The 18,188-nt window shown below is 41.4% G+C and carries 13 protein-coding genes; 10 read left to right on the forward strand and 3 right to left on the reverse strand.

The features are described from left to right. The first annotated feature begins 72 nt into the window (after positions 1-72). From OSCIL6407_RS0110475 to OSCIL6407_RS31810, 3 genes are all read left to right on the forward strand, one after another. Complete coding sequence (locus OSCIL6407_RS0110475) at positions 73-459, forward strand: response regulator (protein WP_007357155.1); 387 nt, start codon at positions 73-75, stop codon at positions 457-459. A gap of 340 nt (positions 460-799) precedes the next feature. Next, positions 800-2,149: an AAA-like domain-containing protein gene (locus tag OSCIL6407_RS0110480; protein WP_007357154.1), complete on the forward strand. Its 1,350-nt coding sequence runs from the start codon at positions 800-802 to the stop codon at positions 2,147-2,149. Positions 2,150-2,414: 265 nt separating this feature from the next. After that, on the forward strand, positions 2,415-6,185 hold the full coding sequence (locus OSCIL6407_RS31810) for a WD40 domain-containing protein (RefSeq protein WP_019487199.1): 3,771 nt from the start codon (positions 2,415-2,417) through the stop codon (positions 6,183-6,185). A 51-nt stretch (positions 6,186-6,236) separates the two neighbouring features. Here OSCIL6407_RS31810 and OSCIL6407_RS0110495 read toward each other — a convergent pair whose 3' ends face one another. Further along, on the reverse strand, positions 6,237-6,458 hold the full coding sequence (locus OSCIL6407_RS0110495) for a hypothetical protein (RefSeq protein ID WP_007353715.1): 222 nt from the start codon (positions 6,456-6,458) through the stop codon (positions 6,237-6,239). 506 nt (positions 6,459-6,964) lie between these two features. Here OSCIL6407_RS0110495 and OSCIL6407_RS0110500 point away from each other — a divergent pair. Continuing rightward, positions 6,965-8,218 carry a WecB/TagA/CpsF family glycosyltransferase gene (locus OSCIL6407_RS0110500; protein WP_007353714.1) on the forward strand — a complete coding sequence of 418 codons (1,254 nt, stop codon included), beginning with the start codon at positions 6,965-6,967 and terminating at the stop codon, positions 8,216-8,218. Positions 8,219-8,364: 146 nt separating this feature from the next. On the opposite strand, the gene OSCIL6407_RS36205 is transcribed toward OSCIL6407_RS0110500, so the two are convergent. After that, a complete protein-coding gene (locus OSCIL6407_RS36205; RefSeq protein ID WP_007353713.1) occupies positions 8,365-8,526 on the reverse strand; it encodes a hypothetical protein in 162 nt (53 codons plus the stop codon). Between the two features lie 70 nt (positions 8,527-8,596). Here OSCIL6407_RS36205 and OSCIL6407_RS0110510 point away from each other — a divergent pair, with 70 nt between their 5' ends. Further along, positions 8,597-10,072 carry a bifunctional orotidine-5'-phosphate decarboxylase/orotate phosphoribosyltransferase gene (locus tag OSCIL6407_RS0110510; protein WP_007353712.1) on the forward strand — a complete coding sequence of 492 codons (1,476 nt, stop codon included), beginning with the start codon at positions 8,597-8,599 and terminating at the stop codon, positions 10,070-10,072. 23 nt (positions 10,073-10,095) lie between these two features. Here OSCIL6407_RS0110510 and OSCIL6407_RS0110515 read toward each other — a convergent pair whose 3' ends face one another. Then, the gene (locus OSCIL6407_RS0110515; protein ID WP_007353711.1) at positions 10,096-11,592 is read right to left on the reverse strand and encodes an aminotransferase-like domain-containing protein; all 1,497 of its coding nucleotides are present in this window, start codon (positions 11,590-11,592) and stop codon (positions 10,096-10,098) included. A gap of 253 nt (positions 11,593-11,845) precedes the next feature. On the opposite strand from OSCIL6407_RS0110515, the gene OSCIL6407_RS0110520 reads away from it, so the two are divergent. The 5 genes from OSCIL6407_RS0110520 to OSCIL6407_RS37030 form a co-directional block, all read left to right on the forward strand. Further along, the gene (locus OSCIL6407_RS0110520; RefSeq protein WP_007353710.1) at positions 11,846-12,115 is read left to right on the forward strand and encodes a hypothetical protein; all 270 of its coding nucleotides are present in this window, start codon (positions 11,846-11,848) and stop codon (positions 12,113-12,115) included. Positions 12,116-12,408: 293 nt separating this feature from the next. Further along, entirely contained in the window at positions 12,409-13,809 is a 1,401-nt protein-coding gene (locus tag OSCIL6407_RS0110525; protein ID WP_007353709.1) for an ABC transporter substrate-binding protein, read from the forward strand. A 327-nt stretch (positions 13,810-14,136) separates the two neighbouring features. Continuing rightward, a complete protein-coding gene (locus OSCIL6407_RS0110530) occupies positions 14,137-15,990 on the forward strand; it encodes a sensor histidine kinase (protein WP_007353707.1) in 1,854 nt (617 codons plus the stop codon). A 73-nt stretch (positions 15,991-16,063) separates the two neighbouring features. Beyond that, positions 16,064-17,368, forward strand: a complete 1,305-nt coding sequence (locus OSCIL6407_RS0110535) for an aspartate aminotransferase family protein (RefSeq protein WP_007353706.1) — start codon at positions 16,064-16,066, stop codon at positions 17,366-17,368. Positions 17,369-17,555: 187 nt separating this feature from the next. Beyond that, positions 17,556-18,188: IS1634 family transposase (locus tag OSCIL6407_RS37030; protein WP_019487201.1), on the forward strand; the 633-nt coding region annotated here is incomplete at its 3' end.

Here is an 18,188-nt window from a genome sequence, read left to right on the forward strand (position 1 = left end):
GATTTTGAGATTTAAAAGATGATAGAATGATATTAACCCCTAGTGAAAGAAATTGTTGACAGGGGGGTAAATATGACAACAAAACGCATTCTCATAGTTGATAATGAGGAATACATTCAAGAAGTTGCTAAGGTTTGCCTGGAAACCGTAGCGGGTTGGGAAGTGCTGACCGCTAGTTCTGGTCAAGAGTGCTTGAGTAAAGCCGAAACTGAACAACCTGATGCCATTTTGCTAGATGTGATGATGCCCGATATGGATGGGCTTGCGACTTTTAAAAAGCTTCAGGAAAATTCAGCGACTAAAGGTATTCCAGTAATTCTATTGACGGCAAAGATCCAATCCTCTGACCGTCGCCGCTATACTCAAATGGGTCTAAGTGATGCGATCGCTAAACCCTTTAATCCCCTGCAACTTGCCGGTCAAGTCGCTGCTGCATTGGGCTGGAAATTAGATCAATAAATTTGCTCCTTTGACCAGTTTGACAAGCGTTCGACTGAGCTCTTCGACGGGTTCAGGGCACAGTTGTAGTCCCTGAACCCGTCGAAGGGTAAAGTCTTAGTCTCACCGTCCGCCTTCATTTGATTAATTTTCTATAGTAAAATGTAGATATTCTGCGATCGCTCTGGCAACATGACAATTACAGCTAACCTGATGGAAGCACTTAAGCAAGCTAAAGATTTTAGCACATCTCATAGCTCTGCCTTTTTAAGAGGGTTAGCGGGAGCCGCTTGCTAACTTAGAATAATCTGGAATAGGACTAATTGTACTTAGATATCCCAGCCTGAAAATTGTAGGCTTTATGCAAACAAACACTCTAAATTTTGAACAAGCCCTCGCCATCGTAAATCAAGCAGTTTTCACCAATGCTGGCAGATATCTAACTGATGTCGAAACTACTATATTTCACGGGGCGTGGCTGCATCAAACCTACGAAGAAATGGCAGCCAATACAGAATATACTGTCAATTATCTCCAGCGAACAGTCGGTCACAAATTCTGGAAATTACTTTCCGAAGCCTTGGGAGAAGAGGTAAGTAAAAGTAATTTTCGCACAGCACTAGAACGAAAATCTGTCACCTTAACGCCGACAAAATTACCATCTGACCTTTCACTAGAATTTCCAGAAGGGCCAGTTGAATTGGATTCAACTTTTTACCTAGAACGTCCGCCCATTGAATTAGATTGTTGTCAAGCAATTTTACAACCAGGAGCTTTAATCCGCATCAAAGCCTCCCGGCAAATGGGCAAAACTTCACTACTCAATCGAATTTTAAATAGTGCCATTCAAGCTGGATACAAAACAGTAAATTTAAACCTGTTGCTAGCAGATAGAGGAGTATTAAAAAGCCTGGATCAATTTCTCCGCTGGTTTTGCAAGTGCGCGAGCAGAGAGTTACAACTACCGAATAAATTAGCTGATTATTGGGATGAAGAACTGTTTACCAGCAATACTAACTGTACAAATTACTTCGAGGATTATCTACTTTCAGAAATAGATACACCAGTAGTATTAGGATTAGATGAAGTCGATCGCATTTTCCCTCATCCCGAAATTGCTCAAGATTTTTTTGGATTGCTGCGAGTATTGCACGAGTATGCAAAACTCAAGGATTCTATCTGGAAAAAACTGCGGCTAGTAATCGTACATTCCACAGATGTTTATATCCCTCTGAAGGTGAATCAATCCCCATTTAATGTTGGTTTGCCCATAGAATTACCCGAATTTACTCCCAAACAAGTACAAGATTTAGCGGAGCGTTACGGTCTAAATTGGGAGACTAATACAGGAGAAGCATATCTTGCAGATTTAATGGCAATGGTAGGAGGCCATCCTTATCTAGTACAATTGGCAATTTATCACCTCCGTCGTCAGAATTTGACCCTAGAACAATTGCTAGAAAATGCTCCTACAGATTTAGGAATTTACCGCGAACATTTGCAGGGACACTGGGGTACTATTCAAGAATATCCTCAACTGGCAACAGCTTTCAAACAGGTAGTTAATACTAACGGTAGCGTGCAGTTAGAATCAATGCTACAATTTAAATTGCTGAGTATTGGATTAGTCAAACAGCAGCAAAATGGGGTGATACCCAGTTGTCAGTTATATCGGCAGTATTTTCAAAATAAATTTCGCGATCGAGCTTAATAATTTAAGTAGGCAAATACAAATAAACTACTATGATTAAGACCTTCATCCGTAACGCCGCTTTGGGCGGTAATACCAAATCCGGGTTTACTACCCTTTTTATTGTCATTGCGAGCGAAGCGAAGCAATCGCCTAGTCTCTGCGATTGCTTCGCTTCGCTCGCAATGACGGATTATTACTAATAAAGGGGATTACTAAACCCCGATTTGGCATAAGATACCCCCCAAAGCGGCGTTACCTAAGTTGTCAACCAATATAAATTACTATGTTAATTGAAAAATCCTATCAAGTTGGGGGAAGTTTAGAAGATCGACACCCTACTTATGTAGTCAGGGAAGCAGATAATCGGCTTTATAATGGTTTGAAAAAAGGAGAATTTTGTTATGTATTGAATTCGCGCCAGATGGGGAAATCTAGTTTGTGGGTGCGAACTTTCCAAAGGTTAAATGCAGAAGGAATTATCTGCGCTGCTATCGATCTTACAGAAATTGGCAGTCTAGATGTAACGCCAGAAAAATGGTATTTAGGTATTGTCAGAAGATTAGTTAAGGAGTTTGATTTATCCAACAAAATTAACTGTATAGATTGGTGGAAACAACATAATTTATTGTCACCTTTAGACAAATTTAGCGAATTTATTGAGTCGGTTTTGCTGCGGGAGTTACCGCAAAATATTGTAATTTTTATAGATGAAATAGATAGTATTATCTCCCTCAATTTCAAAGATGATTTTTTTGCTTTTCTCCGTGCTTGCTACAACAAACGCGCCAACAATGCCGAATATAATCGCCTCACTTTTTGCCTTTTGGGAGTAGGTACGCCCCAGGATTTGATTACTGATAAACAGCGGACGCAGTTTAATATCGGTCAAGGTATTGAGCTAACTGGTTTTACTTTTGAGGAAGCGAAGCTATCTTTAACAGAGGGATTAGCAGAAGTTGCAGACAACCCTGAAAGTGTTTTACAAGAGATTCTAACTTGGACGGGAGGACAACCGTTTTTAACTCAGAAATTATGCCAAATAATTGCTAAAAATGCTGATAGTAGAACGCCGAATGTAGAGCAAATTGTCCGCGATTATGTTATCGAAAATTGGGAATATCGCGATGAACCCGAACATTTAAAGACAATTCGCGATCGCATCCTCAGAAGCGAACAGAATTCTGGCCGACTTCTGGGACTTTACCAGCAAATTTTACAGGATCAAGTTACCGCCGATGGTAGTCCTGAACAAACAGAATTACTACTATCTGGTTTAGTCGTTAAACAAGATGGGAAACTAAAAATTTACAACCGTATCTATCAAGAAATATTTAATCAAAAGTGGGTAGATAGAGCCTTAGCTTCTCTACGGCCCTATTCCGAAGCAATTACAACTTGGGTTAATTCCAGTCGCCTAGATGACTCGCGACTATTGCGGGGTCAAGCATTGCGGGATGCTCAAATCTGGGCCGCAGATAAAAGCTTAAACGATCTAGATTATCAATTTTTAGCTGCTAGTTTGGAATCCGAAAAACGAGAGGTGATAATTGCCTTAGAAGCTGAAAAACAGGCATCTGAAATATTAGCTATTGCTAATCAGACATTGATAGAAGCGCAACAGAAAGCTAAGCGCACAATCCAGAAAGCTCTTTTGGGACTTGGGCTAATTTCAATCGCAGCAATAATGGCCGCATGGGGAGCTGCTTATCAAACAAAAGAAGCATTTAATGCAGGTTCTCAAAAAAGACAAGCAGAAATTGCTGAAATCAAAGCGCTAAATTCCACATCTCAAGCTCTGCGAGTTTCAGGAAACCAGCTTGATGCTTTAGTAAATAGTTTGCGGGCGGCTAAAAAATTGCAGTTATTAGGAGCATTTAATCTCCTGCAAAAAGAAGTGATTCGCAATTTACAGGGGCCGCTATCCGAAGTGCAAGAGTACAATAGATTAGAAGGACATAAAGGTTGGGTTTGGGATGTGAGTTTTAGTCCCGATGGAAAAACTATTGCTACTGTTGGTGATGATAAAATTGTAAAACTTTGGAGCGATCGCGGTGAGTTGATTAAAAATCTCGAAGGACACAGCGATCGCATTTATGCGGTGAGTTTTAGTCCCGATGGTCAGAAAATCGCGACTAGCAGCAAAGATAAAACCGTGAAAATTTGGAGTATTGAAGGTAAATTACTTGAAACTTTTTCGGGTCATAGTGAAAGTGTTTTCAGTGTCAGTTTCAATCCTCAAGGAACGATTCTCGCTTCTGCAAGCAAAGACAATACTATAAAACTTTGGAATCTGAAGCAGGGGAGCAGAGGGGCAGAGGAGCAGGGGGGCAGAGGAGCAGAGGAGCAGAGGGGCAGAGGAGCAGAGGGGCAGAGGAGCAGAGGAGCAGAGGGGCAGGGGAGCAGAGGGGCACAAGGGGAATTTTTCTCTTCCATCTCCCCATCTCCCCCGCTCCCCATCTCCCCCGCTCCCCATCTCCCCCGCTCCCCCGCTCCCCTGCGCCCCCGCCCCATTACGCTTAAAGGACATAACAGCGGCGTTACGAGTTTGAGCTGGAGTAGGGACGGTAAAATGCTTGCTAGTGCTAGTTTTGACAACACCGTGAAACTTTGGAGCATTGAGGGCGAAGGGGGTAAGAAATTTGCTTTTATCAAAAATCTCAAGGGTCAAAATACTGATGTTACAAGTGTAAGTTTTTCCCCAAATAGTGATATTATTGCTACCGTTGGTGCTGACAAATTGGTGAAAATTTGGAGCATTAATGGAACGCTTTTAAGAACATGGGAAGGTCACGAGCGCGGAATTAGAAGCTTGAATTTTAGCCCGAACGGTCAGACATTAGCAACTGCCAGTGAAGATAATAGTGTGAAAATTTGGAGGCTTGACGGCAGTCTGTTAACAACATTAAAAGGTCACAGAGCGATAATTTATGGCGTGAGTTTTAGCCCTGATGGTCAAACTATTGCAACTGCTAGTGCAGACAATACGGTGAAACTCTGGAGACCTGATATTTGGCTATTGAAAACTCTCGAAGTCAAATTTCCAAAGGATCGCGAGCATTTGGTGTACGGTGTGAGTTTCAATCCTAATGGTAATATAGTAGCGTCGGCAAGCCGGGACAAAACGGTAAAACTTTGGAATTTGAAAGCAGAAGGAAGAAGGCAGAAGGCAGAAGAATTTAGTTATTTACGAGATTCAATTATTCCTTTGCTCCTGAAGGGGCATCAAGAATGGGTTTATAGCGTAAGTTTCTCACCAGATGGCTCTACAATTGCTTCAGCGAGTAAGGATAAAACGGTGAAACTTTGGAGTTTGGGGGGGGAGGCGATCGCAAGTTGGAAAGCTCACAACGATGAAGTCTTCGACGCGAGTTTTAGTCCTGATGGTCAAACTATTGCCACTGCTAGTGCTGACAAAACGGTGAAGCTTTGGAATAAAAATGGGAAATTGCTGCGGACGATCGCAGGTCACAGTGGTTGGGTTTACAGCGTTTGTTTCAGTCCCGACGGTCAAGTTATTGCTACTGCTAGCGCTGATAGAACAGTCAAACTCTGGAACAAAAATGGGAAATTGCTGCGAACGATCGCCGAAGGCGGCGGCGAGGTCAATTGGGTGACATTCAGCCCCGATGGCCGTACTATTGCCTTAGCCTCTGACGACAATACAGTAAAAATACGGACTGTGGACGGTCGCCTGTTGAGAACTCTAGAGGATCACAGCAATAAAGTTTCCAGAGTCAGTTTTAGCCCAAATGGTAGAGTTTTAGCCTCGTCTAGTTTTGACAATACTGTAAAACTTTGGAGTTTGGACGGTCGCTTATTGAAAACCCTCGCAGGCCATCGCGATCGCGTCTACGGCCTCAGTTGGAGTACCGACGGGAAAATGCTGGCATCGGGCAGTTGGGATGGAACGGTGAAACTTTGGGGCGTTGAAGAGATGACTCCGTTAGCTGTTAACAGTGAGATGAACGATCGCGTAGGAGAACTGGTAGGTCGAACTTGCGATCGCATCCACGACTATCTCAGGTACAACCTCCAAGACACCACCTGCAATTAAAAATTTGCTAATGGGTAAATGGTAATTGGCAAATCCCCTGCATCCATAAACTTAGGGATTACTGCTGTCGGGAACTGTTGAACTCAGCTTTGTTGCTAGCTCAAAGTTGGACATAGGTAACACTATTGGCCAGAAAAGCGGAACCAACATTAACGCCACCCAAGATGTGCAGTCAGTTTTGGCAGTTGTAGCATCGCTCCAAAAAGCTTCCAGCCACACGCTAAAAACTGCCAGGGCAATAATTAAATAGCAGACAAGTGCATTTTCTAGCATGGCAATCTACCTCTGGACTGATGTTGATTCTTTAATTATCTCACTATCAACAGTTTTTTGATACTTTTGAGTGATGCACATCACCAACTTGCAACGATATCGATCGCCCAAACACTTTCTATAAATTGCATTTTCATCCTACATAAGAGCCTCCTGCCTTCTGCCTCCTGCTATAGATTAGAGCCTAGAGCTATGAGAGGCTCAAATCTAGACTATAGTAGATATTCACGATTTATAAGTATTTTTACTTAGTTAGCGAGCAGCAATAATACGTAAGTACAATCTTGAGATTTGCCCGCCTACAGCCCAGTCTACGGAAGCTTTACCTAAACTTTACAGTATTTTCCCTCCAACTTCATCGAAACTTCACACAATCACCGTATTTACCGCAGACAAATACTCATAACTAGCAATATACTTAAAACTATTAAATCCAAACACAAAGCCATCCATCAGTATTTTCACGAAACAAGTGGGTTAACTTAACAAGATAGGGGTGTACTGCCATGAAAATGATTAATGTACTTAATGTATCCATCCACAATTTCTCAGCAGCCGAGTTACTTCGTCGGCTAAAGTGTGAGGGAGGAGTTGTCTTTACCACTAATGTAGACCACTTGATGAAGCTGCAAAAAGATAGAGCATTCTTCCAAGCTTATCAAGAGGCTAATTACCGGGTGTGTGACAGCAAAATCGTGATGTACGCCTCAAAATTTTTAGGCAGTCCCCTGCAAGAAAAAATATCGGGTTCTGATTTTTTCCCAGCCTTTTATACTTATTACAAACACGACAAAGATGTAACAATATTCCTGCTGGGCGCGGCTGAGGGCGTAGCAGAAAAAGCAATGGTCGAAATCAATGCCAAAGTTGGACGGAATATAGTAATCGCTTCTCATTCTCCCTCTTTTGGCTTTGAAAATAATGTAGAAGAATGCCACAAAATTGTAGATTTAATCAATCAATCGGGCGCTACAGTCTTAGCAGTTGGAGTGGGATCGCCCAAGCAAGAGATCTGGATTCACAAATATAAAGATCAACTAAAGAATATTAAAGTATTGTTGGGAATTGGTGCCACCATTGATTTTGAAGCTGGCTACCGCAATCGCGCCCCAAAATGGATGAGTGAAGTTGGCTTGGAATGGTTCCATCGGCTGCTATCGGAGCCTCAACGCCTCTGGAAAAGATATTTACTAGAAGGCTTACCTTTTTTCTGGCTGATTTTCCAACAGAAGTTAAACATCTATCAAACTCCTTTTGTAATTTCTCCTGAGTTTGTAGCCCCCAATTCCCAAAATATTGCTGCACCTAAAACTCAAAGAACCGAAGCTAGCCTGATGGCTGAAGCTCAAGTAGCTAAGCAAAATACCTCAAAACCAATCGGTCAAATTTTGCAAGAGGCCGGCTTAATTTCCTCTGAGCAAGTAGCAGCGGTGCTGCAAGAACAAGCAGAAGATAATTACCGCCTGCGGTTTGGGGAAATTCTAGCGCGGCGAGGTTGGATCAAGCCTGAAACTATTGATTTTTTGGCAGAGCATTTGCCAAATTTAGCGGCAACAAAGGAGAAAAAACCTTTAGGTCAATATCTTAAATCTGCTGCACTGTTAGATGACGATCAAATTAGTACGCTTTTGATTGAGCAACGCAAAACAGGGAAGCGCTTCGGGGAGATGGCCGTTCACAAAGGCTGGCTTAAGGCGGAAACTATAGACTGGTTTCTGAAATATGTTGCTCCTGAACTAAAATCCATGTCTTTGGTTTAAAGCTGAAATAGAGCGAAGCGGAGAGGAATTGATGGCTGATTATGCTTTCAGTCATCAATTCCTCTCCTAAATGTTAAATTTTATGATACTAATACATTATCTTGAGCGAAAACCGCAGGGATAATGTATTAGTATTTTTTTATAGACTAGGTACTGTAGCCCTGGAATTTCCAGCAAACTACCTGTAACTTATAGCAACCGCCACAAGGGTTAGGAGATTCTCGATCGCCCAAACCCTTTCTATTATTCCATTTTCCTCCTGCCTTCTGCATAGCAGCCTTCTGCCTCCTGCCTCCTGCCTTCTGCATAGCAGCCTTCTGCCTTTAAGTCATTACTATTAGCCTTTAGTGAATTACAATTAGGAAATACTCATTACTAATGAACATTCAACTTAATTTCTTTGATAAATTGCTGACAGCGATCGAGCGCAATCAAAGTTTACTCTATGTAGCACTTGACCCCGATCCCGAAATTTTCTCGACTGGTTCACCTGCGAGCGAGCGAGTTCAAATCTTAGTCACTAACTTGGAAAATGAACTACAGTCTGTCATCAGCAAAACAGCAGATTTTGTCTGCGCTTATAAACTCAGCTTAGGATTTTATCAAGCTCTGGGCATTCCCGGTTTGGAACTTTTGCAACAAACTTTAAAAAGTATTCCTCCTCATATTCCAGTAATTTTAGATGCCAAACACGGGGATTTAAACACCAGTACCGCCTTTGCTCGTAACGCCTTTGAAGACTGGCAAGTAGATGCTGTTACTTTGTCTCCTTACGCCGGAGTTGACCAAGTAACTCCTTTTTTAGTATACCCTGGAAAAGCAGTTTTTATACTTTGTGCAACTGCTAACCCTTCTGCCGCTACTTTGCAAGAATATCCGACGGCTGAGCATCCTCTTTACTTAGAATTAGTACAAGCAGCTCAAAGTTGGGGAACTCTAGATCAACTGGGTTTAGAAGTAGGAGTAATGGCGGATATGTTAGCTCGCATCCGCAAAGCTGCTCCCGAACGGTTAATTTTAATTCACGGAGATATAGCAGAAGAAAACGATCTTACAGAAGAGGACGATCTCACCCAGATTCTTGCTGCTGGTTTGAGTAAAAATGGCGAAGGATTGCTATTACCAGTCCCCCCAAGTTTATTAGTAAAAGAGGATAATGGCAAGGCAATTAAGAAGTTGCGGGACGCTGTTAACGAACAGCGACTTCGGGTAGTAGAAGGCAGTCCTACTTGCGACTTGTGGCTTCCAGATGTCTGCTTTTTGCAACCTGAACCTCACCGCGATTTAATCTTACAACTTTATGACATCGGCTGTATAATTTTTGGCGACCACGTACAAGCATCGGGAGCGGTATTTCCCTATTATATTGATTTGCGACCCATTATCTCCATTCCCCAAATTTTCCATTTAATTGTCAGTGCTTATGCGGACATTCTGAAAGACCTGAAATTCGATCGAATTGCAGGGATACCTTATGGTTCTTTGCCAACAGCAACAGGTTTAGCTTTACGAATGGAACGGCCGATGATTTTCCCGCGTAAGGAGGTGAAAGCTTACGGTGCGGGAAGATTAATTGAGGGGCATTTTCAGGCTGGCGAAATGATTGTGGTAGTCGATGATATTCTGATTTCTGGCAAGAGTGCGATGGAAGGTGCTGCTAAGTTAAAGTCGGCGGGTTTGGAGGTGGAAGATATTGTGGTATTTATCGATCATGGACAGGGGGTAAAAGATAGATTACAGGAGAATGGATATCGGGCTCACGCGGTTTTAACGCTGCTGGAAATTGCAGAAATTTTGTATCAATCTGGTCGCGTTGATAGCGAGCAATTTAATCTTTTGACGGAGGTTCAGTGAGGAAATAGATGATCAGCTTGTTTCTATATCTCGTTGGCTGTGTACTCTTTAGCGATAGCTTTCCTTTGCGGAGAGTCTAAACAATCTTTAATTATTTCACCTAATACTGAAATCCCGCGCTCAATTTCTTCTGGACTGCGAGAATAATTCAAACGTAAAGCAGCATACCCTTGTTGACCAGGAAAAAATAGTGTCCCGTCACCGATAAGAATCTTTCGGGATAAAGCTTGCTGATAAATTGAGTGCATCGACAAACCTGACGGCAAATGCACCCAAAGAAATAAGCCACCGTTGGGAACAGTCCAAGAAGCAGAAGTGGGAAAATAACGCTCCAAAGCACTTAGCATTGCATTCCGGTTTTGGAGTAGTTGACCTCGCAAATGAGCCAAATGTCGGCGGTAATGTCCAGATGCTAAATATTCGCTAACAATTGCTTGAGAAATAGTAGAAACGTGCAAGTCATGAAGCAATTTACCTTCAACTAATGGCTGATAATTTTTACCTGTAACTACCATATAACCCACTCTAATCCCCGGCATTAGAGTTTTAGAAAAAGTGCCGATATAAGTCACGCAATCCTGTCTATCTAATGCCTTAATTGGTGCGGGTACGGGGTCGAAATTTAATCCTTCATAGGCGTTATCTTCGAGAATTTGACATTTATACATTTCTGCTAGCCGTAGCAATTGCTGGCGGTGGGATTGAGAGGTGGTGACACCTGTGGGATTGTGTAGGGTGGAAACTGTGTAAATTAGCTTAGGATGATGAGTATAGAGGTATTTTTCCAACAATTCTAAATTCATGCCTTCCGCTGTCATCGGAATGCCAATTACTCTGGCTCCTCTATGGGATAAAACTGCTAGCATTCCGTGATAGGTAGGACTTTCTACTATTACCCAATCTCCCGGTTGCACGTAGTGGTGAATAGCTAAAGATAGCCCTTGTTTAGAACCGTTAGTAACAATTAAATAATCTGGTGTTACTTCTAATCCCCGCTGTACTAACATCCGGCTGATTTGTTGTCGGAGCGTTAATTGTCCTTGGGGCAAATCGTAATTAAATAGGCTCGTGCCGATTTGTTTGACGGCTCGCCTAGCAATCCGCTGCAAATCTTCTGAACCAGATTCTAGGGGAAAACCGCTACTAAAATCGATCGTTCCTAAGTGTTGCCGCGCTTCGATACCACCCATATAAATATTAAAAAATCCACCACCTTCTCGCTCGGAAACTATTACATCTTGGGGTGGGGCAAAGTTTGAAGCTGATTTAGGACAGGTAATTTCGGGGCTACTGACATAATAGCCTGCACCGGGACGGGCGTGAATTAACCCATCGGCTTCTAGGACGCTATAGGCCTCAATTACGGTTAATTTGTTTACCCCTGCATTCAAAGCTAAAGAGCGAATTGAAGGGAGTTTTTCTCCAGGTTGCAAGGCTCCTGATTCGATCAGGCGCGAAATGCGATCGCGTATTTGTAGATAAACGGCTTTGGAGGATTTTCGCTCTAAAGGAATTCTCACGGGGGTTTTCCTCAGAATGGCTATAGGGAGATATTTAGCACTATATAGGATGGGGAAGCGTTTTGGCTGGTACAGTTTAACCTTGTTTGAGTATAACACTTTAATTTATTTTTAACTGTACTAGCTAAGATTTATTATTTTGTAGGCTGTATTTGTAAAATTATGATACGATATCTCGCCTTCCTACTCCGTAACGAGTTATTATGTTCAATATATCGCAATAATATTAGCTGTACAAAATAGAGTAATAACTATGCCTAAATATCCAAAACTAATGGATGAATATGAGGAACAACTTGAGAACTGGCTTTCCCAAGGCGAAATTAATGAAGAAGTTCGCAACCGCCTTAGAAGTGCTGCTAATAGAGTTTTTGAAGCGCTTTTGGCAGCATCTACAAAAGAGGAGATTCTGGAAGATATAGGTAAGCTATTTCCACCAGAGGGATACCGTACTGTTGTCAACCATCTCAAAAATATTGTAGATGCACGCAATAGCCATATAAAAACAGAGGAAAAACGGTAATATTTATAGGATTTTTGCAATTGAAATTTGAAACATCGATTCCTCCTGCTCCTCTAAAAAATGAGGGGACATTCAAAGCAGCCTTTTAAGGGAGCTAGGAGATTTATTCTCTCTAAGTGATGGTTTATATACTTAAAATTTTGAAGTTCGTATATAATGTTTGATCGACTACTTTTACCTCAATTTTCACTTGAGAAGTTAAGGAGTCACAAGTCATCAGTCTTGCTTGTAGATTATAGTATACTAGATCCGCGAGATCCCAAATCAGCTAACCATCGGTTAATTGTAAAATCATGTTACAAAAAAGAACATTTATCCTGCTCTTTTTTTTGAGCCTTGTATTAGTAGCCTGTCTGAATCGTACATACAAGCCAGTAGCAGAATCCACACCCACACAAACGACAGCAAATCCCACCGCTGACAATACCTTAAACATTTGGTGGAATAAGGGTTACTATCCAGAGGAAGATGCAGCATTTCGCCAAATCATTTCTGAGTGGGAAAAGAAAAGCCCGAACAAAGTTAAGTTGAGTTTTATTACTGATGCTAATATTATTCAACAGACAGACAAAGCCCTAAGTAGTAACAATCTACCGGATATTTTCTTCGCGCACTTAACAGATATTAATTGGAGTCCGAAATGGGCTTGGGAAGGCAAGCTAGTAGATGTTTCTGATGTGATAGATCCCGTCAAAAACCTGTACACTCCTAATGCCATAGAATCTGTATATTTATATAACAATAAGGTCAAAAAACGCAGCTACTATGCAGTTCCGATTGAGCAGCAGACAATTCACATCTCTTACTGGCGTGACCTACTTAAAGACGCAGGCCTAAGCGAGCGAGAGGTTCCTAAAGATTGGGATGGATTCTGGAACTTCTGGAAACAAGCTCAGAAAAATTTGCGCCAACAGGGGCAACAAAATATTTATGCTTTTGGGTTGCCAATGTCTCCCGGAGGTTCAGATACTTACTTCATGTTTGAGCAATTCTTAGAAGCATACAAGGTAAGATTATTAGACGAAAATGGTCAACTTCTGCTAGACGATCCCACAACCAGACAAAGCATTATTAAAGTATTAGATTGGTGTACAAACCTTTATAAGGAAGGATACGTACCCCCAAATGCGCTGAATTGGCAAAATACAGATAATAATGTTAACTTTCTGAACAAAACTGCTCTAATCACAGCCAATCCCAGCTTATCAATTCCGACTTCACAGAAGCAAGATACAGACCTTTATTACGATAAAATTGGCACAATGGAGTTTCCCAATCAGCCAGACGGGAAACCGACTCGATACATGGCTTCTGTCAAGCAGGTAGTTATATTTGCATCATCTCAACATCAGAAAGTAGCTAAAGAATTTCTATCTTTCTTGATTCAGCCTGAGAACTTAGGAGCTTATATTAAGAATTCCGCAGGGCGATGGTTCCCTGTCATGCCAAAACTTCTAAAAGATCCTTTCTGGAACGATCCCAAAGATCCGCATTTGTCAGTAGCAGTTAAGCAATTTACTGAGCGCCAGATCCGCCCTTTTTATCCGGCACTGAACCCTGCCTATGTTAAAGTGCAGCAGGAGAATGTGTGGGGGCAAACCCTCAATCGCATCCTGAAAGATGGTTTATCGCCGGAGCAAGCTGCTGATGAAGCGATCGCGAAAATCAAACAGATTTTCTCTGAGTGGAAATAGGGGGCAGTTTCCACTTTTGAGAAAGTGCAGAACTTACGCAGAAGGTGGCTGAAAATCCGCTTTCTGCGTCAATATCTCAGAAAATAATTTGTAGATCATAAAGCTGAGCAAATAGCTCAAGCTAATCAGAATATTACTAATTTTAAGGTTTATAATGATATTACAATTTTGGTACTAAAACAAAAGTAGTAGTAACCCTCTATCTCTATTCAACCTTTCGTATGTTAGAGTGCAGCAAGAGAATGTTTAGGACAAGCTCTCAATTGTATTCTGAAAGACAGTTTCGGGAGGCGATTGCCTCACTCTATAAACTAGGAGTAAAAAAGCATGAAATTTTGGCAGAAAAGCTTGACAGTCAAGCTTTCTACCGTTTTCTTATTCATGTCTCTAGTGACAGTAGGAGTTGTAGGATATGTCGCTTGGGCTAAGGCTAGAGCTGACTTAGAGCGACTTGTATTCAATCAGTTAAATATTTCTGCAACTCTCAAAGAAGGTGAACTCGATCGGTGGTTTGACGATCAACGACAAGCTTTTCTATTGATTAATCAGTCATCCGAGTTCACGGTTCATATTAAGAACTTATTGACTCGTAAAGCATCGGAACCTGAGTATCGCTCAGCCTACGCCGCCTTGAGTAAATATTTGGAGCAAGCAGTTAGCACTCAGCCAAACTTACCAGAAATTTTTATTCTTACTAATGGCGGTAAAATTATTCTTTCCAATAACAAGTCTCGCGAAGGAACTTATGAAAATTTCTCAAATTTTACGCAATTAGGTGAAAATATGGAGTTGACACCAGCTTTTTATCCTTCGTCAGTAACTGGGCAGCCAATGACGACCCTATCTCTGCCATTATTAGCTCCGACAGGTAAAGTTATCGGGTTAATAGCAACTAATTTAAGTCTAGAAAGAATAGATAAAATTATTCGCGAGCGTTCCGGTTTAGGAGACACTGGTCAAACTTATTTAGTAGGTAAGTTGGCTGCTAGAAATACGTTTATATCAGGAAGTTCATCGGGAAAACCCGACTTATCTGAAGAGGTTAAGAGTTTTGGGATTGATGAGGCTACCAGCGGTATAGATAGTTCTGCATTTTATTTAAACCATCATGGAATACCAGTAATTGGTGTTTATCGTTGGCTTGATAAACGAAACTTAGCTTTGTTAGCGGAGATGCACCAGGATGAAGCTTTTGCACCAGCAAATCAACTCGCTCTGGGGATTATTATAGTGGGTTTAGGTGCGGCTGTAATGTTAGTGGTAGGAGTATATTTACTGCGGATTTTAGAGGAGAAGGCTGAGCAAATGGAGAAGACTTTGGGAGAACTAAAACAAACCCAATCTCAACTAATTCAGACAGAAAAAATGTCTGGTTTAGGGCAAATGGTGGCTGGCGTAGCTCACGAAATAAATAATCCTGTTAACTTTATTCATGGTAATCTTACCTACGCTAGTAAATATGCTCAAGAGTTGCTAGATTTAATGCTCCTCTATCAGGAAAATTATCCAAATCCGACACCGGAAATTAAAAATTCGCTTGAAGAGATTGACCTGGAATTTATAGTGGAAGATTTGCCCAAGATCCTATCTTCAATGAAGGTAGGTACTGAACGCATTCGCCAGATAGTTTTGAGCTTGCGAAACTTTTCCCGTCACGATGAATCCGAGATGAAGCGAGTTGATATTCACGAAGGAATTGACAGCGCATTAATGATTTTGCAGCATCGTTTAAACGCTCAGACCGCAACTTCGGAAATTAATATTATTAAAGATTATGGAAACCTGCCACAGATAGAATGCTATCCTGGGGATCTGAATCAAGTCTTTATGAATATTTTGACAAATGCGATTGATGCTCTGGAAGAGAGCATCAAAAAGGGTGGGTTTGAAAAGGTAGGCGATCGCTCCTGGAATATTACTATTTATACTCAAATACTAAAGGAAACTTCTCGTGCTGCGATCAAAATTCGAGATAATGGCTGTGGAATGCCTACTGAAGTCAAAAACCGGGCTTTCGATCCTTTTTTCACTACTAAGCCTGTCGGTAAGGGCACGGGTTTAGGGCTTTCTCTAGCTTACAAAATTGTCGTAGAAAAGCATAGAGGAATGTTGCAGTGTTCCTCCGAACCCAATCGAGGAACTGAATTCGCGATTGAAATTCCCATTAGCCAAAATCACTAATTTTTTGATAAAATTAGAATCGCAGAGATAAATTTAATCTCTACTATACCACATTAAAAAGTACAAGGTAACAATGGATAATCTCGAAGCTTATTGGATGCCATTTACAGCAAACCGTCAATTTAAAGCCAATCCTCGGATGCTGGTATCGGCGAAAGGTATGCACTTTACTACAGATGATAACCGCTCAATTTTAGATGGTACTGCGGGACTTTGGTGTGTCAATGCTGGTCATTCCCGCGACAAGATTGTAGAGGCAGTTTCCAAGCAGGTATCCCATCTAGATTATGCGCCTCCTTTCCAAATGGGACATCCGGGGGCTTTTGAACTTGCGGAACGTTTAGTAAAGATGATGCCGGGTAAATTCGATCGTGTTTTCTTTACTAATTCTGGTTCGGAATCAGTGGAAACTGCTTTAAAAATTGCGATTGCTTATCACCGGGTTAAAGGTGAAGGTACTCGCCAAAGATTAATCGGACGGGAACGGGGATATCATGGTGTAGGTTTTGGTGGTATTTCTGTCGGCGGCATTTCTCCTAATCGTAAGTTCTTTGGGAGTTTACTTAATGGTGTCGATCATTTACCTCACACTCATAATTTAGAAAAAAATGCTTTTACACGCGGACAACCAGAATGGGGGGCACATTTAGCTGATGAGTTAGAGGGGATTGTTACTTTGCATGATGCGTCTACGATTGCGGCTGTAATTGTTGAACCTGTGGCGGGTTCTACGGGGGTATTGATTCCGCCAAAAAGCTATTTAGAAAGGCTGCGGGCGATTTGCGATAAGTACGGTATTTTGCTGATTTTTGATGAAGTAATTACGGGTTTTGGTCGTTTGGGTGCAAGTTTTGCGACTGAATATTTTGGAGTGAAGCCTGATTTAGTTTGCACCGCTAAAGGGATTACTAATGGGACGATTCCAATGGGTGCGGTATTTGTTCGCCCAGGCATTTATGATGCTTTTATGGATGCGCCGGAGAATGCGATTGAGTTGTTTCATGGTTATACTTATTCTGGTCATCCGGTTGCTTGTGCTGCTGCTTTAGCTACGCTGGATATTTATCAGGAAGAGGGATTGTTTGAACGTGCTGCTAGTATGGCTAGGTATTGGGAAGATGCGGTGCATTCTTTGAAGGGTGTGCCTCATGCGATCGATGTTCGCAATCTGGGATTGGTGGCAGGTATTGAGTTGGAATCAATTGCGGGTAAGCCGGGTAAGCGGGCTTTTGATTGTTTTCTAAAGTGCTTTGAAAAAGGGCTGTTGATTCGGACGGCGGGTGATATCATTGCGCTGTCGCCACCATTGATTATTGAAAAGGAACATATCGATCGAATTGTGGATATGTTAGGGGGAGTTTTGCGAGAAATGGCTTAATCTTTTTAAGATGTGAAGTTTAAGATTTTGTCATTACTAAGTTTTTCAACCCACATTCCGCAGATATTTAAGCAGATTTAATTTCAGATAAATTCGGAATCACGAAAGCCCAAAATGATTGCCATACAATCATTTTGGGCTTTTTTAGGATATAATAACTTCCACAACTAACCCAACTCTAAAAACTATGAAAAAGCCCTCAGAAGCGATAAATATCGTAAATTTAGACCATTTAGGAATAGTAGCAGGAATAATAGATGAGATGGAATTGGTAGAAGAAGTCAACAAAAAAGTGGGATTAAGAACCAAAGAAACCCTCAGTCCAGGACAAGTAATGAAAGCGATGATTTTGAACGGATTGGGTTTTTTGAGCGCTCCAATATACCTATTCGACACATTTTTTGTAGGAAAAGCAACAGAACATCTAATTGGAGAAGGAGTAACGCCTGAACAATTAAACGATGACAGGATAGGAAGAGCATTAGACAAATATTATCAAGCTGGGACGACAAAATTATTCACAGCAATTGCCTTGAAAGCAGCGATGAAATTTCAAGTAGAAATGAAAAGCGTTCACCTAGACAGCAGTTCAATATCAGTAGAAGGAGAATACAAAAGCTGTCAGAAAGAAGGTCAAGTAATTGAAGCAGAATCCTTAGAGAGAGAAGATGAAATGAAAGCCATAAAAATCGTACATGGATACTCAGGGGATAGAAGACCAGACCTGAAACAATTTATCATAGACACAATCGTAACTGGAGATGGAGACGTACCATTGTATCTCAAAATAGATGACGGAAACGCCGACGATAAAAGTGTA

It is taken from the genome of Kamptonema formosum PCC 6407, assembly GCF_000332155.1.
In the GTDB taxonomy this organism is placed as follows: Bacteria; Cyanobacteriota; Cyanobacteriia; order Cyanobacteriales; family Microcoleaceae; genus Kamptonema; species Kamptonema formosum.

Bases quoted from the DNA above. Each gene is read 5' to 3' on its own strand.
- OSCIL6407_RS31810 (WP_019487199.1), top strand. From the start codon at position 2,415: ATGTTAATTGAAAAATCCTATCAAGTTGGGGGAAGTTTAGAAGATCGA.
- OSCIL6407_RS0110510 (WP_007353712.1), top strand. From the start codon at position 8,597: ATGAACATTCAACTTAATTTCTTTGATAAATTGCTGACAGCGATCGAG.
- OSCIL6407_RS0110480 (WP_007357154.1), top strand. From the start codon at position 800: ATGCAAACAAACACTCTAAATTTTGAACAAGCCCTCGCCATCGTAAAT.
- OSCIL6407_RS0110535 (WP_007353706.1), top strand. From the start codon at position 16,064: ATGGATAATCTCGAAGCTTATTGGATGCCATTTACAGCAAACCGTCAA.
- OSCIL6407_RS0110475 (WP_007357155.1), top strand. From the start codon at position 73: ATGACAACAAAACGCATTCTCATAGTTGATAATGAGGAATACATTCAA.
- OSCIL6407_RS36205 (WP_007353713.1), bottom strand. From the start codon at position 8,526: ATGCAGAAGGCAGGAGGCAGGAGGCAGAAGGCTGCTATGCAGAAGGCA.
- OSCIL6407_RS0110520 (WP_007353710.1), top strand. From the start codon at position 11,846: ATGCCTAAATATCCAAAACTAATGGATGAATATGAGGAACAACTTGAG.
- OSCIL6407_RS0110530 (WP_007353707.1), top strand. From the start codon at position 14,137: ATGAAATTTTGGCAGAAAAGCTTGACAGTCAAGCTTTCTACCGTTTTC.
- OSCIL6407_RS0110525 (WP_007353709.1), top strand. From the start codon at position 12,409: ATGTTACAAAAAAGAACATTTATCCTGCTCTTTTTTTTGAGCCTTGTA.
- OSCIL6407_RS0110495 (WP_007353715.1), bottom strand. From the start codon at position 6,458: ATGCTAGAAAATGCACTTGTCTGCTATTTAATTATTGCCCTGGCAGTT.
- OSCIL6407_RS0110500 (WP_007353714.1), top strand. From the start codon at position 6,965: ATGAAAATGATTAATGTACTTAATGTATCCATCCACAATTTCTCAGCA.